Here is a 15315-nt window from a genome sequence, read left to right on the forward strand (position 1 = left end):
TAAGCCGATGCCTTATTTCCCTGCTAAAACGATATAGGCCAATAAAACCGCCCTATAATAAGCCAGCTTAATCCTGGCGCTTTTTCCGATTTGCGTTGATGTTGCTCGCAACAGTCGTTGAAGCAAATAGTGCCGATGAAAGAATAAATTCACCTGACATAAAACCGATCACGCCGGTGATAAAAGCCAAACCGTTCAAAATATCTTTTTGTAAGTCATTCATTTTTGTTACTCCGTAATAAACACGCTTACACTATAAGATAGATATAATTTATCAACAATACCCTCGAATACATACTGTTTGTTTTACAAAAAGAAACAATAGCCGCGTTATCACGGTAAAACAAGCAATGGCAATGCACTTTAGTGGATCAGGAACGCTGAGGTTCCTGAATGCAATATCTCAAATTACTGAACGGTTTTGCCTTTAATACTCGGCATCATGGAAAACGTTTTGCACGTCATCCAGGTCGTTCAACATATCCAAAAACTTTTCGAACATCACCACATCGTCGCCGCTGATAGGGGACACGCTTCTTGGTATAAACTGAATTTCATCCACTTCAAAATCGATCTCGCCCAACAAATCCGTTAAGGCCTGCTTGGCTTTCGCGTAGTCGGCATGAGGGGTAAACACGGTCAACTTGCCGTCCTCGTTTTCGATGTCGGACACATCCACATCCGCACTGAGTAGGGCTTCCAACACGGCATCTTCGTCGTTGTGTTTAAACGCCAGAATTGCCGAATGATCGAACATATGGCTGACAGCACCTTGCGTACCGATCTTGCACTTGGTTTTGGTAAAACACAGCCGCACATCGCCAAACGTGCGATTCGGATTGTCGGTCAAGCAATCGACGATCACCATGCAGCCACCAGGTCCAAAGCCTTCATAGCGGGCAGGCGCAAAATCTTCCCCGCCGCCGCCCTTGGCTTTATCGATGGCTTTTTCGATGACATGCGTAGGCACTTGGTCTTTTTTGGCTCTATCGATCAACCCCCGCAAAGTCAAGTTGCCGGATGGATCGATACCACCGGATTTGGCGGCCATATAGATTTCCCGACCATATTTGCTGTAAACCTTGGCCTTGGCGTCAGCCGTCTTGGCCATGGAAACTTTACGGTTTTGATACGCTCTACCCATTCGACTTTTGCTCCCCGGATCGCTTGGCAAAAAAACCGCGATTCTACAGATAAGTATTTGCCGTGGGAATTTTTTGACCTGTATATGCCAGGTCGGGCTCTGCGAATGATGCTTGGACTCGCTCCAAAACTAATCGAGCAAGCTCTAAGGAGGCTCTTATCAAATCCGTCCTCAACTAGTTAATAACCCCCTAGGGTAACAAGCGTTCAAAGCTATCTAACGGTAAGGGTTTACTGTAGAGATAGCCTTGAAATGTATGGCAGCCATGGTTTTCCAGAAAACTACGTTGCTCTTCGGTTTCCACCCCTTCGGCTATCACGTCCAACCCCAAATTATTGGCCATGGCAATAATCGTTTGGACGATCACGGTATCGTCCGGATCGACAGAAATATCTCTTACAAAGCTTTGATCAATCTTCAATTGATCGATAGGCAGTTTTCTAAGATTAGATAACGAGGAATTCCCGGTGCCGAAATCATCCATTGAAAAACGCACGCCAATTTCCCTTAACGCATGCATTTTGCGGATGGTCTCATCAATATCGTCGAGCACCAGACTTTCAGTTAACTCCAACTTCAAGCGATTGGGATTGATATCGCTCTCTCGAATGATTTGCCGCACCACGTCGACGAAATCAGTTTGCCTAAACTGCCGCGCACTGACATTTGCAGCCAGTTGCAAATGTTGAGTATGTGTGCTGCTTTCCCAAATCTTCAGTTGTCGGCAAACGGTTTCCAGTACCCAACGCCCTATCGGCACAATCAAACCAATATCCTCGGCCAAAGGTATAAACTCAGCCGGTGAAATCAAGCCGCGTTCGGGATGTTGAAAACGGATTAAGACTTCAGCACCGATAATATCCAAACCCTGCGAGACTTGCGGCTGATAATACAGTTGGAATTGCTTATCCGCTAAAGCACCGTGTAAATCCGCCTCCAATTTGACCCGAGCATTGATACTGGCCTGCATCGCAGGGTCGAAGAAACGTATGGTATTCCGCCCGGCTTTTTTGGCCTGGTACATGGCAATATCGGCTTGTTTCAGCAAGCTTTCTATGTCCGAATCATGGTCGTTGAATAACACCGCGCCGATACTGGGCGAATTGCGATATTCGTGGTCGGCAAGCCGGTAGGTTTGCGTCAAGGCAGTAAGGATTTTATTCGCTATCACTTCGGTCTGCGCGCCGGCATCCAGCATTTCATCGCTCAGATCGGTCAACATCACCACAAATTCGTCCCCGCCCAGGCGCGAAACCGTGTCGCCTTCGCGCACGCAAGCCACCAAACGTTGTGCCACCAATTGCAACAATAAATCACCCATGTCGTGACCGAGGGTGTCGTTTAAGGTCTTGAAATTGTCCAAATCGATAAACAGGATGGCCCCCTCCCGCCCGCTACGCGCACTGGCAATCAGCGCTCGTTTCAAACGATCTTGCAGTAATCGGCGATTCGGCAAACCGGTCAACGGGTCATAAAACGCCAAGCGCTCAATTTCCTCGGCAGCGGCTTTAATCGAGGTAATATCTACAAACGTGGCCACATAATTTTTGATGCAACCCGTCGGGTCTTTCACCGTACTGACGGCCAAATGCATGGGAAACACCGCACCGTCCTTGCGTTTACTAGAAATCTCACCTTCCCAGACCCCTGAGTTATTGACCCTTTCCCACATCTCCTCGTAATAGACCAGACCCTGCAAATCCAATTCCAATACCCGCGGATTCTTGCCTACTACTTCCTCGCTGAGGTAACCGGTAATACGGGTAAACGCCTGGTTTACCCGCAGTATCAAGCGATTCTCGTCCAAAACCACGATGCCTTCCTGCGACTCGAAAGCGGTAGCGGCAATCCGCAGCTCCGCGTCCAATAACTGTTGCTGTCTCAGCGCGTGCTCCAACCGGCTTTTTTGTGCCAAGCCCTCGGGTAAGGTCATCGCCAACATCCGGGCAATATCAATTTGTACAGGCGACCAAGGTTCGCTGCGACCCCGCCATAATTCCGTCCACATTTCAAATGACTTACGCGGTGTCAGTTGGTAGTTTCCGCTTTTGTCCATCACCAAGCCTTTCTCGGCCTTGCCCGCCCAGCTTACGGTGCGCGGCTTTTCCTGTCTGAACCAAACTATGACATTGCGCATATCGCCGGGCAGCGGTGTGGTCAATATCCCTGAGGCTATTTCCTGGTATTTTTCTGCCGGTAAAAAATCATTGGCAAGATGATCAGAACTAAATATCTGGCCGCTGGCTTGTTTGCCCAGCCAGAGCAATAATGCCCCTAGATCTGCAGGTTTCAACACCTCGCCGTAAACATGCCGCTTACCTTCCACCACAGCTAATATCCCGGTTGCATCCAGCAACGCCATCAATGGCGGTAGTAACCTTTGCAAGACCCGTTGCTCGTGATCGGTAAAAATATAATTCAGCAACTCACCGATCACATGGTTAGCGCTGGCAACGCAGTTGTACTGCTCCAAGGCCTCAATCGAGGATAATTTCGACGACACCATCCGGCTTATAAACGTCACCGCTTCGCGTTGAGCAATCGACACACGTTTTGCCGTGAAGTGATGACAAGCTATCAATCCCCACAATCGGCCGTTTTGCAGCAAAGAAATCACCATTGAGCCCTGCACACCGATATTGCGCAAATACTGGATATGTATCGGCGACAGGCAACGCAACGCCGAGTAACTCATATCCAAGGGCCTTTCGGTTACGGGATTGAGGCCAGGTAAAATGGGCACCGGCTCGGCATCAATATCGGCAACCAAGCGTACCAGATTACTCGTGTAAAGGCGCCGCGCTTGTGGCGGAATGTCACTGGCCGGAAAGTGCAACCCAAGGTAGGATGGCGCATGATCCACGCTATTTTGGCTGATCACTTGACCGTTCCAATTAGAGTCAAACCGATAGATCATCACGCTATCGTAGCCGCTCATCCGCCGCACCAACAGCGCGACATCATCGAAATAGCGCGAGAAATCGCTATTCGCGTCGTATCTCAGCAATGATTCCTGCATTTCCATTAGCAATTCGGACAATCGCCCTTCCTGGTCGGCGTCGTGATCAGGCACGAGTTCCAGCACAAATAGCCCGTCACTCAAATAAGCATGGGCCTGTAGATCAAAAGGGCCCTGGCGCTGGGGAATGCTGAGTTTCCCGGCGGCAGTGTTTTTACTCTGCGCCGATTGAAACATTTGCTCGATTTGCCCGGCAATTTTTTCGCCGACCAACTCCTGAAGCGGTTTACCGTAAACATCGCCGGTCAATTCGCTGAAAAATTCGCTAATATTGGCGCTCGCCTGCAATACCGTGTAAGGACGATCAGCGCTTAAAACCAACAAGGCGCCATGCGGCTGAATCTGCCCGATTTGTTGAATGGGCTCTGCCGCGCACTTTTCCAGGGCTTGTTGCAACGCCTGTTGATCAATATCATCCATTAGACCGGGCGGAGAACGTGTAACTTACGAATAGGCATAATCATCCAGTACTTGAATAAAAAATTGAAAAGTTTGGCAGGCCGCGTGCTCGGCAGCCGAACGCTGGTCATCGTCACCGGCTAGGTTTTCCGCAAACCGCAGAAAATCTTGCCACATAGGCCCGGTGTTCTGACCATAACCGCGGAAAAAGCAAGCGCCGGCTTCGCCATTTAAACCGTGGTAGGCCTCAAGGCTACGCGAAATAAGCTGTCCACCCAACATCGATCCCTCTATCACGTATAAAACCCCGGTATATTCACCCATGCTGGCTACCTGCGGTGCCGGCAGGTTTTGCGCCATGTTGTATTCCCTAAGCGGGTCTATCCCCAAAAACGCCAGATCGCGGCAAATCCAAGGCAACTTAAGGCGTTGAGAATAGTCGAATTGACAGTCTTGAGAGGACTGAAAGGCAATTAACCGCTGTTCCAAAGCCTGATAGAGATGGTAGTAAGCGGACAGCAGCTTTCGGTATTTAGCCAGCGAATAGTCTGGTTGGGTGATTCCGACCAGCAAACTATGCTGATTTAACCGGTTGTGATAGTCATTGCTTGCTGCCTTCAAAGCCTCGCGGACTGCCAGCCGGGAATTGTGCGGATGTGTATCGGACGATTTCATTCGGAGCCCCGGCAAACCCAATTTAGTAAAAACGGCAGTAAACAGGAATATACCAACAATTCCGCTGAAGGCCAGGTGCATACCTGATAGCCGGAGCGGCTACATTGACAGGCTGGGTTAACACTTGGGCAAACGCCGGCTCCAGGCCATAAACTCGTCTATCGGCACCGGCTTGCTGAACAAAAATCCCTGACAGGCGTGGCAGCCGTGCTGTTCCAGAAACAAACGTTGCGCATCGGTTTCGACCCCTTCGGCAATCACCTCTATCCCCAAGTTATGGGCCATGCCGATGATGGTTTGCACGATCACCGCATCGCTGGTCTTGACACCGATGTTATGCACAAAGGAGCGGTCAATTTTTAACTGGTCGAACGGCAACTGAGTCAGATAGGAAAACGACGAGTATCCGGTACCGAAGTCGTCCAACGAAAAGCGCACCCCTATCTCTCTGAGTGCATGCATTTTCAAGATCGTGTCGTTGATATTCTCCAGTACCAGACTTTCAGTCAGTTCTAGTTCCAGCAAGTCCGGGTTAACGCCATTGTTATCCAGCGCCCGCCGCACCTGTTCGACAAAATCCGCCGATCGAAACTGGCGCGCACTGACATTGACGGCTAACCGAAACTGCTGCGAATAGGCATGTTCCTCCCACTGCTTCAGTTGCGTGCAGGCGGCTTCCAGCACGCACTGGCCAATCGGCAGAATCAAACTGGTTTTTTCTGCCAAGGAAATAAACTCCAACGGCGATACCAATCCGCGTTCCGGATGCTGCCAACGCAACAGCGCCTCGGCGCCCACCACTTGATGGTTTCGATACATCTGCGGTTGAAAATACAGCTTGAACTGATTATGAGCCAGAGCAAGGCGCAAATCTTTTTCCAAATCGGCGCGAGCCGTGGCCAACGCCTGCATGCTCGGATCGAAGAAGCGCACGGTATTGCGCCCGGCAATTTTGGCTTGATACATGGCAAGATCGGCGTGCCGGAGTAATTCTTCCGCACCCTCATGATCGCGGTACAAGCGAATGCCGATACTGGCCGAACAATGGAACTCATAGCCATTTAAATCGTAAGGATGAGCCAACGCGTCCAACAATTTTTCGCCGACTTGCTTGGTTTGCATCGCGGCAAGCTCGACATCGGCGCTCAAATCCGCCAGCAACACCAAAAACTCATCGCCACCCAGGCGTCCGACGATGTCGCATTCGCGCACGCTAGTGCGTAAACGCCGCGCCACTTCGACCAATAACTGGTCACCGGCATCATGCCCGCGCGTGTCGTTAAGCGTCTTGAAATTATCCAGATCCAAGAACAGAATCGCACCATATAGGCCGTTGCGAGCGCCGGCAACCAACTCCTGGCCCAAACGATCTTGCAGTAAACGCCGGTTAGGCAAATGGGTTAAAGGATCGTAATAAGCCAAACGGTGGATTTCCGCCACCGCCTCCTTGTTCTCGGTAATATCCGAAAATGTACCGACATAATGGGTAATGCGGCCATCGGGTGCGACTACGGCTGCTATCGTCAGCCATTCGGCGACGATCAAGCCGTTTTTGCGGCGATTCCAGATTTCGCCTTGCCAATGGCCGGTCTCCTGCAATATAGTCCACATAGCCGCAAAGAAGCCCTTGTCGTGGCGCCCGGAGTTGAGCATTTGCGGCGTTTGGCCCAGCACTTCTTCCGAGCTGTAGCCGGTCAGCGCGATAAAGGCCCGATTCACCCGCAGGATCACTCCGTCCGGGGAGGTGACGATCATCGCCGCCTGCGATTCGAAGGCGATGGCGCTGATACGCAGCATTTCTTCCGCCTGCTTACGCTCGCTGATGTCCCGAATAATCGCAATACCGCCAACAATTTTGCCGGCACCGTCGCGCGACGGCGCGCAGATCATGTCTATCACTATGCCGGCGGCATCCAGCGCCGGCCGGAATTCGCCTTCATAACTCACCTTTTCACCGTTCAATGCCTGATGCAAGGCGGCGAGTATTGAACCGCCTTTAAACCCCTTAATATCCAATCCGACAATGTTATCGACGGTATTCTGCAAAATAGCAGCGAACGGTTCGTTACAGTAAGTAACGATCAGATCGGTGTCGTAATGAAAAATACCGATGGGCGAGTGTTTCAGCAACAAGCGATAGCGCTGCTCACTGATACGCATGGCCTCCTCTCTTTCCGCGGCATCCAGATGCAGCACAATATTCTCGGTGATACTTAGATTGATACGACGCAAGCTGATCACCATGAAGCACAGGTATAAAGACCCTGCCACGCTCATCGCCACAAACAATCCATTGCCTGACATGAACAAGCGAACAATGATGGGCAGCAGCGAGCTCAAAGAAAATAGCACCGCGCTGAGCAGATCGGCGGAAAATGCCACCACGCCGCCGGCCGACAAACCCGCCAGCATAAAAACCAGGAATAGTTGATGTTGCGAGTTGTTGGCCGGAAACATCAGAAAACCGGCCGCTCCCCACACCAAGCCCACGGCCAGCACCCCAATCCGAAATCTTTTCATCCAGAACCGAGTGCTTTCCCCGACTTCTGGCGCGGCGGATCGATAAGCCTTGACCAGCAAAGTGCGGGAAACCGCCACCAACACAATCAGCGTCAACCAACTGAGCACCACGGGGGCCGCAATCATGTCGCGCTGCATATAGGCCAGAATCGCCGCCAGTAGCGTACTGCTGATCAATGACACATTGCTTGCCGCAAACAGTTGCCGCAGCTGTGCCGCTTGAATTGCTGCTTGTTTGTTCGGGTTACTGCTCACGTATGATTTAGCGGCCGGCTGCTGACTAACGATTGAAGTGGGTTTGAAACGACTATCGATAAGCACTCTGGATTGTACGCTAACCGGATTAACAGGCAATGCTGTTTTTCGCATACGTTTTTCCGAGAACGTAAGCGGATTGCTTCTTACCCTAATCCGGCCAGATATAAGAATTTTTTTATTTCGACCGCCGCGCGCCGGGATATACGATGCCGATCTTTTAGCCAATAGCCAAGGCTAGAAAGCGCCAAATCAATGAAACTTTTCACATCCTCGGAGTTTACTAGCTCACTGATTCTGCTGACCGACCCTCCTACAGTAGGAACGTGACAATGCTTGAAACATGGCTTAGTCGCCCGGGCCTTGAAAATCGTTATATCCAGTTAGGAACGGGTGAAATAAATCCCTTAAACATTAATCGGGAGTCGATCATGACCACAACAACTAAATCTAAGATTTTGCAACACTGTGCGAAATTGGGCTTTTTAGCTTGTCTCGTTAGCCCGCTCAGTCAGGCTGGCCCGTTGGGGCTGGGTTCCAAAGTGCCGCCACGCTCGCAAGTGATTGCGTGCGGCATACACTTTTCATCTGGAGAGCATCCCGTCTCAGTGCGCTGCCCACTGACGACGGCTTGCAAAGGCACCCCTGAACCGGACGTATCCTTAGCGGTTAGCTGGGATGTATTGCGTTGGGATAACAATCAAGTAGTAGCAGGCCCGGACCAAGGCTGTGCGGTTAATCTGAATCTTCCTGCGATTCCGATGCAACCCGACGCTTGCGCGGCGGAAGTCGCCGCGACATTTACGGATAACCCGGATTGTGAAAACGCTGGGCTGAGAGCTATTGTAAAGCCGGCAATTACCGGACCTTACGTTGACATTTATTACGACCCGCAAAACCCGGGCGAGATGTCTATCCCCGGACCGGCGAGCACCGGCACCCTGGTAAAATAATCGATCCGGCCATACGGTAGCCTGTTGGCTTGGTTAATTTCCCCCTAAGCCAAGCCAATCGGCGACCATTACAGCGGGAAACCCTCGGGTAATTTTGACTGACAATTGCGAGTAACCCCAAGAATACCGAAAGAGCAGTAAACCCAATAAATTACCTGATTAGCAAGCTGCTTCTACTGAGTACCTCGTATATCCTCAAAATCGTCAGGTCGGCATACCTTCTTTGGCACATGAGGAATGCCGAAATCCACACCGCATAGACAGCTCGAAGCTGAATCACGGGTAATTATTTCGATCCGGCTATTGAAACTTCTGTAGCTTCACCCAACTGTGAAGGAAACTTTGCAGCCATTTTGAAGTCTTTGCCCATGCCGGCAGTTAGCCGGGTTATATCTTCACGATAGGAGTTATTGAATGAATTCACAGGAACGCAACCAGCTCAGCCAGTTTCTGAATCAACTGAACGAAGTTAAGCTCACGCAAAAAGATGCCGAGGCCGAAGCGTTGATTAGAGATGCGGTGGCCAAACAACCCGATGCCGCGTATCTGCTGGTCCAACGCGCCTTGTTGCAGGATCAAGCTTTGACTGCGGCTAAAGCACAAATCGCCGAGTTGCAAAATCAATTGCAAGCCGGTGCAAGCTCACAACGTAGCGGGTTTCTGGGCAACGATCCTTGGGCTCAACCCACTAACAATAGCGGTGCGGTGCCCGGTGTCGGCAATTATCAAGTGCCGAGAGCTGCTGCTCCCGCGCAATCGCCAGGCTTTTTCGGTGGTGGTGGCGCTGGCGGCAGTTTTCTGGGCAATGTCGCGACCACAGCAGCCGGTGTCGTAGCCGGTTCGTTTTTATTCCAGGGCATCGAAAGTCTGATGGGGCATCACGGTTCCAACGCCTTGGGCCAGCAAGCACTGGGCGAGCACAGCGGCGTTCAGGAACAAACCGTGGTCAATAACTATTACGGCGACGACGCCATCCAGCAAACCAACTTGGATAATAGTGACGATTTTTCGCTTAGCGACGCAGACTACAGCGTGCCGGACGAAAGCGACGACTCCGACTGGATTTGATTCACCTTGAGTTCTCCCTCACAGGGCAATCTTTGGATTGCCCTTTTTTACTTTTGCTCTATGACGGACGATGGTGACACTTGGCACAAGCGACAGGGGTTGACGCTAGTCTGTTAAGTTGACGATGAAAGGTCTTTTTGCGCAAGGCACCCGACTTGACCCAATCTCGGCCAAATTTGGTGCCTTGCAAGCCAAGCTCAGCGTTTATCAAATCGATCCAATTCCATCACTTTAGCCCAGGCATTCGCAAAATCCTGCACGAACTTTTCCTTGCCATCTGCCGAGGCATAGACTTCCGCCACCGCCCGTAACTCGGAGTGGGAACCGAAAATCAAATCCACGGGTGTGGCGGTCCATTTAACTTGATCGTTGGTCCGGTCCCGTCCTTCATAAATGCCTTCGGTAGCTGACTTGCTCCATTTCGTGGACATATCGAGCAAATTAACGAAGAAGTCATTGCTGAGTGTACCCGGACGACTGGTGAACACCCCGTGTTTAACACGGCCGGCGTTAGCATCCAAGGCCCGCATGCCGCCCACTAGCACCGTCATCTCCGGCACGCTCAAGGTCAGAAAATTAGCGCGTTCGACCAGCATTTCGGCAGGCGAATGCGCATTGTCTTTGCCAAAGTAATTTCGGAAACCGTCGGCTTTAGGCTCCAGCACCGCAACGGAATTGACATCGGTTTGCTCTTGCGCCGCATCCATCCGCCCGGGTTTAAACGGCACTTGCACCTTGTAACCGGCTTTTTTGGCCGCCTCTTCCACCGCTGCCGAACCACCCAGCACGATCACATCGGCCAGAGACACTTTTTTCCCGCCTTTCAGGGAGCGGTTGAATTCGGTTTGGACGGCTTCCAGTTTTGCCAGCACTTTGGCCATTTCGGCGGGATCATTGACCTCCCAATCTTTCTGCGGTGCTAACCGAATCCGCGCGCCGTTGGCCCCGCCGCGCATGTCGGTTCCGCGGAAGGTCACTGCGGACGCCCAGGCCGTTTTCACCAACTCGGGAATCGTCAAATCCGAGGCCAGGATAGTAGACTTCAATTTGGCAACATCCTTGCTGTCGATCAGCTTATGATCAGCTTTCGGAATCGGATCCTGCCAAATGAAATCCTCGGCCGGCACTTCGGCACCAACATAGCGAGCTTTGGGCCCCATGTCGCGGTGGGTCAGCTTGAACCAGGCCTTGGCGAAGGCCGCCTCGAATTCTTTGGGATTATCCAAAAAGCGCTTGGAAATTTTTTGGTAATCCGGGTCCATTTTCAAAGCAATATCGGTGGTAAACATGATCGGCGGGTGGCGTTTGGTCTGGTCATGCGCATCCGGTACAAAGTTGTCGCCTTTGCCGTCTTTAGGTATCCATTGCGTCGCACCGGCCGGACTTTTGGTTTGTTGCCAATCAAAGGTGTATAGCCAGGTCAGATAGTCGTGGGTCCAGCGAGTGGGGTTGGTCGACCAAGCACCTTCCAGACCGCTACTGACGGTATCGACGCCGTTGCCGGCACCGCATTTATTCGCCCAGCCTAAGCCTTGCTCTTCAACGCCGGCAGCGGCCGGCTCTTTGCCGACGCAATCGTCAGGTTTATGGGCACCGTGCGCCTTGCCGAAGGTATGGCCGCCGGCGATCAGCGCCACGGTTTCCTCGTCGTTCATCGCCATCCGGCCGAACGCTTCGCGGATATGCTTGGCCGCGGCCAAGGGATCGGGATTACCTCCCGGCCCTTCCGGGTTGACGTAAATCAAGCCCATTTGCACAGCAGCCAGCGGTTTAGCCAACTCGCCTTTGCCGTCGTGGCGTTCGTCGGCCAGAAATTTCTTTTCCGTGCCCCAATTGACCACTTCGGCCTCCCAATCATCGGCGCGGCCACCGGCAAAACCCAGCGTTTTGAAGCCCATATCTTCCAGGGCAACATTACCCGCCAGCACCATCAAGTCAGCCCAGGATAGTTTGGCGCCGTACTTTTGTTTGACCGGCCACAACAGGCGGCGGGCTTTGTCCAAATTGACGTTGTCCGGCCAGCTGTTTAGCGGCTCAAAACGTTGCTGACCGCCGGACGCACCGCCGCGACCGTCGAAGATGCGATAGACCCCGGCACTGTGCCAAGCCATGCGAATGAAAAACGGCCCGTAGTTACCGTAATCAGCCGGCCACCACGGTTGGGAGGTATGCAGCGCGCTGGCGATGTCTGCTTTCACGGCTTTCAAGTCCAGGGTTTTGAATTGCTCGGCATAATTAAAGGCTTTGCCCAAGGGGTTGGATTCGGCGGCGTTCTGCCGCAGCGGTTGCAGATTCAGTTGCTCCGGCCACCAGAAGCTGTTCATGGTCGGTTCCGGCTCGGCCTGCACCGGTGTGGCGGTCAACGCTGCTGATATGGCTAGCGCCAATGTGGAAGCCAGGAAAATTTGTTTGCTTGTCATGGTGCACCTCTGTTCCTTGTTGTGATTTAAGATAAAAACCAGCCGTTGTTTTTTTCGTTTTAAAGACCGCACGGGATTAACTGTAGCGGCATTTAGTTGCAACGGCACCCTATCCCTTCAGAAAACGGGTTCGGTGGACATATTCAACGGGAGATTGGCCGCAAACTGAAATTGATTTCTTCGATGGACCGATAGGCCAAGTCAATAATAGGCGCTTCCGAGCTGGTATGATTCCGGTCCGGGTGCGCTTTCGGAATACTTAACTCAACAGCGGATAACAGTCGATGAACTTGCGGGATTTAAGCTACCTAGTGGCCGTAGCGGAATTGAAAAACTTCAGCCAAGCGGCTGAGCATTGTTCGATTAGCCAGCCGACGTTGAGCACGCAGATTAAGAAACTTGAGGATTATTTAGGCGTGGATTTATTCCTGCGCGAAAAAAATGCGGTAGAAACCACCGACACTTGCCGGGAAATTTTACCGCTCGCCCGCCGTATACTTGACGATGCCCGCTCCATTCGCCAAATCGCCGCCCACGCCAGTGATCGGCACCGCAACATGTTGTCGTTGGGGGCTTTTCCTTCGCTGGCAAGTTACGTGTTGCCGGAATACGTCTTTCGCATCAAGCAGCATTACCCCGAGCTGAAACTCCAACTGGTCGAGGAAAAAACCAACGCACTCGTCGCCTTACTGCTCGACAAAAAGCTGGATGCTGCCTTGCTGGCCTTACCTGTCGAACAGGCGAGTTTGGAATCGCGAACCTTGTTCGAAGACCCTTTCACCCTGGCGGTGTGCGCCGATCATCCTCTTGCCGAGCAGGCAGAAATTGACCTGAACACGGTGGCCAAAGAAAATCTGCTGTTGCTGGACGAGGGCCATTGTTTGCGGGATCAGGCACTAAAATTATGCCATCCGTCGCGCTTTGTGGAGCACGACTTCCGGGCATCCAGCCTGGAAACCTTGCGTTTCATGGTCAAAAACGGCGTCGGCGTGACGTTGATGCCTTCGGTCGCTGTGCAGCCGGACGATCATGACATTCGTTATATCAGCATCCGCCAGCGGCCCAGCCGGCAAATCGCGCTGGTCTGGATCAAAAATCATCCCCGTAGCGAACTCCTGGAAACGCTGGCCGGACTGCTGGCTTATAAACCGCTGCCCTAAAACTAAAAAAAGCCGAAGCCGCGCTATAAGCCTGACCAAGGGTGGCGACTTCCGCTGCGATTTGCAGCCATATTCTCAAATCATTTACCACAAACAAAACACCTCTATCGTCTTCCCCACCCCGTTGGCCCTGCCAATTGCTTCCCGACAAATTCCCAAACCACCCACAGCAAAATACTTTTTCTTGACATATAGATGATAATCATTATCATTTGTATCCGACAGTCATCTCTCGTGCTGTCATTGCCGCACCTGCACAGCCTCCTAAGTTATCCAGTGTGCGGCAATTTAACTTATAACTTATGCAACCCGAGGTCATCATGTTTGAAGACAAATCTATCGGCGCGCCGAGAAGCCGCGATGTGGCGCAAATTCATGCCGCGACCTGCGTGTTAATGACCCAATTCATCAACGGCCATCACAACCCCAAGTTGGCACATCTCATCGTGCAGCAATTGGGGCGCCTGCTAAGCCACCCGGAACTGGCACATAGCGCCTCCAGCCGCGATATGTACCTGCAATTGCTGGAACACTGGCAAACCGTTACCAACCTGTTATTAGAGCGAAAAGCGGCTCGCCAGCAACCGGCAACAGCGCATTGAGCGGGTTTGGCATTTATTCGTCACCATTTTTAGTCCCATGAAAAATCCGTCTAACCCAGTGCGACTTAGCCCGTCAACCGCCGACACGCCGCCGGAAATACCGCAAGCCAGGCAGCGGGTGAATAGCCGTTTATTGTTCGGCACCCAAAACGAAATTGTCATCGAACATCAAGGCGACGAGTACCGCCTGCGTATTACCAGCAACGGTAAATTAATTTTGACCAAGTAAACCGTAACACCCGACAACACCAGCCAGCCAACCCCAGGGTAGCCAGCCAATCGTTTTCAGCTCAGTTAATCGAGAGGCCTGTATGTTACCGACCGCCAGTTTCCGCCAGCTTGCCTGTCTGGCCCCCATGCGCCTCGTAGCCAGCGAAGAGCCGTATAAATCGATAGCCACAATCCAAAAAGCCGAATATAACGAACGTGGCCTGGGCTTGCTCATCGCGCTCGGCTTGCATTTGGCCTGGTTCGGCCTGATGCCGAACAGCGAGAAACCGCAGCCCGTCACGCCGCCGCAACCTATCATGGTGCAGTGGATCGGCGACGCGCAAACTCAGCAGGCACCCGCCAAACCGCCGGTGCAGCAAGCCCAGCAACCGGTTGAAAAAGCCGTCAGCAAACCCAAAACGCCGCCCAAACCGGTTAAAAAACCGAATCTCGTATCGACCGCCAGCCAAGCGCCGGCGGCAATGGCGGCGCCCGAACCGACGCCGGAACCACCGCGCGCCGAACCTACACCAACGGCCGCTGCGGCGGCGCCTGCTCCGGCACCCAGTTCAGCCAGCACCAGCGAGGCCGCCTCGGCGCCGATGACCTTGCCCAACCTGAACGCCGATTATTTGAACAACCCGGCCCCGGCCTATCCCAGCGCATCGCGGCAACTCGGCGAACAAGGCAAGGTATTGCTGCGGGTACTGGTCAATACCGACGGTGCGGTCGAACAAGTCACGCTACGTAAATCCAGCGGCTACGAACGCCTCGACCAAGCCGCCCAGGAAACCGTCCAAAAATGGCGTTTCGTCCCCGCCCGCCGCGGCGAACAGGTGGTTTCCGCCTGGGTCGTGGTTCCCGTTTCATTCTCTCTCGAAGGATAAATC

The 15315-nt window shown here is 52.5% G+C and carries 12 protein-coding genes; 6 read left to right on the forward strand and 6 right to left on the reverse strand.

Features of this window, described 5'->3' with window-relative positions; all coding sequences use genetic code 11:
* Nucleotides 1-67: 67 nt before the first annotated feature.
* The 5 genes from JWZ98_RS15010 to JWZ98_RS15030 form a co-directional block, all read right to left on the reverse strand.
* Complete coding sequence (locus JWZ98_RS15010; protein ID WP_165786410.1) at nt 68-223, reverse strand: hypothetical protein; 156 nt, start codon at nt 221-223, stop codon at nt 68-70.
* A 204-nt stretch (nt 224-427) separates the two neighbouring features.
* A complete protein-coding gene (locus tag JWZ98_RS15015) occupies nt 428-1144 on the reverse strand; it encodes a YebC/PmpR family DNA-binding transcriptional regulator (RefSeq protein ID WP_205450703.1) in 717 nt (238 codons plus the stop codon).
* 190 nt (nt 1145-1334) lie between these two features.
* Nucleotides 1335-4583, reverse strand: a complete 3249-nt coding sequence (locus JWZ98_RS15020) for an EAL domain-containing protein (protein WP_205450704.1) — start codon at nt 4581-4583, stop codon at nt 1335-1337.
* 24 nt (nt 4584-4607) lie between these two features.
* Nucleotides 4608-5237, reverse strand: a complete 630-nt coding sequence (locus JWZ98_RS15025; protein WP_165786408.1) for a biliverdin-producing heme oxygenase — start codon at nt 5235-5237, stop codon at nt 4608-4610.
* A gap of 117 nt (nt 5238-5354) precedes the next feature.
* A complete protein-coding gene (locus JWZ98_RS15030) occupies nt 5355-8126 on the reverse strand; it encodes a bifunctional diguanylate cyclase/phosphodiesterase (protein ID WP_205450705.1) in 2772 nt (923 codons plus the stop codon).
* Nucleotides 8127-8443: 317 nt separating this feature from the next.
* Here JWZ98_RS15030 and JWZ98_RS15035 point away from each other — a divergent pair, with 317 nt between their 5' ends.
* Nucleotides 8444-8965 carry a hypothetical protein gene (locus JWZ98_RS15035; RefSeq protein WP_205450706.1) on the forward strand — a complete coding sequence of 174 codons (522 nt, stop codon included), beginning with the start codon at nt 8444-8446 and terminating at the stop codon, nt 8963-8965.
* 414 nt (nt 8966-9379) lie between these two features.
* Nucleotides 9380-10033 (forward strand): DUF2076 domain-containing protein, encoded by a 654-nt coding sequence (locus JWZ98_RS15040; RefSeq protein WP_205450707.1) that lies wholly within the window; start codon nt 9380-9382, stop codon nt 10031-10033.
* Nucleotides 10034-10230: 197 nt separating this feature from the next.
* On the opposite strand, the gene katG is transcribed toward JWZ98_RS15040, so the two are convergent.
* A complete protein-coding gene (gene katG / locus JWZ98_RS15045; RefSeq protein WP_205450708.1) occupies nt 10231-12453 on the reverse strand; it encodes a catalase/peroxidase HPI in 2223 nt (740 codons plus the stop codon).
* A gap of 284 nt (nt 12454-12737) precedes the next feature.
* On the opposite strand from katG, the gene JWZ98_RS15050 reads away from it, so the two are divergent.
* From JWZ98_RS15050 to JWZ98_RS15065, 4 genes are all read left to right on the forward strand, one after another.
* Complete coding sequence (locus JWZ98_RS15050; RefSeq protein ID WP_205450709.1) at nt 12738-13613, forward strand: LysR substrate-binding domain-containing protein; 876 nt, start codon at nt 12738-12740, stop codon at nt 13611-13613.
* Between the two features lie 320 nt (nt 13614-13933).
* Nucleotides 13934-14215: a hypothetical protein gene (locus JWZ98_RS15055; protein ID WP_240348006.1), complete on the forward strand. Its 282-nt coding sequence runs from the start codon at nt 13934-13936 to the stop codon at nt 14213-14215.
* A gap of 37 nt (nt 14216-14252) precedes the next feature.
* The gene (locus JWZ98_RS15060; RefSeq protein ID WP_033155322.1) at nt 14253-14444 is read left to right on the forward strand and encodes a hemin uptake protein HemP; all 192 of its coding nucleotides are present in this window, start codon (nt 14253-14255) and stop codon (nt 14442-14444) included.
* Between the two features lie 82 nt (nt 14445-14526).
* Complete coding sequence (locus JWZ98_RS15065) at nt 14527-15312, forward strand: energy transducer TonB (RefSeq protein ID WP_205450711.1); 786 nt, start codon at nt 14527-14529, stop codon at nt 15310-15312.
* Nucleotides 15313-15315: the final 3 nt, after the last annotated feature.

Source organism: Methylomonas sp. EFPC1 (assembly GCF_016925515.1).
Taxonomy (GTDB): domain Bacteria; phylum Pseudomonadota; class Gammaproteobacteria; order Methylococcales; family Methylomonadaceae; genus Methylomonas; species Methylomonas defluvii.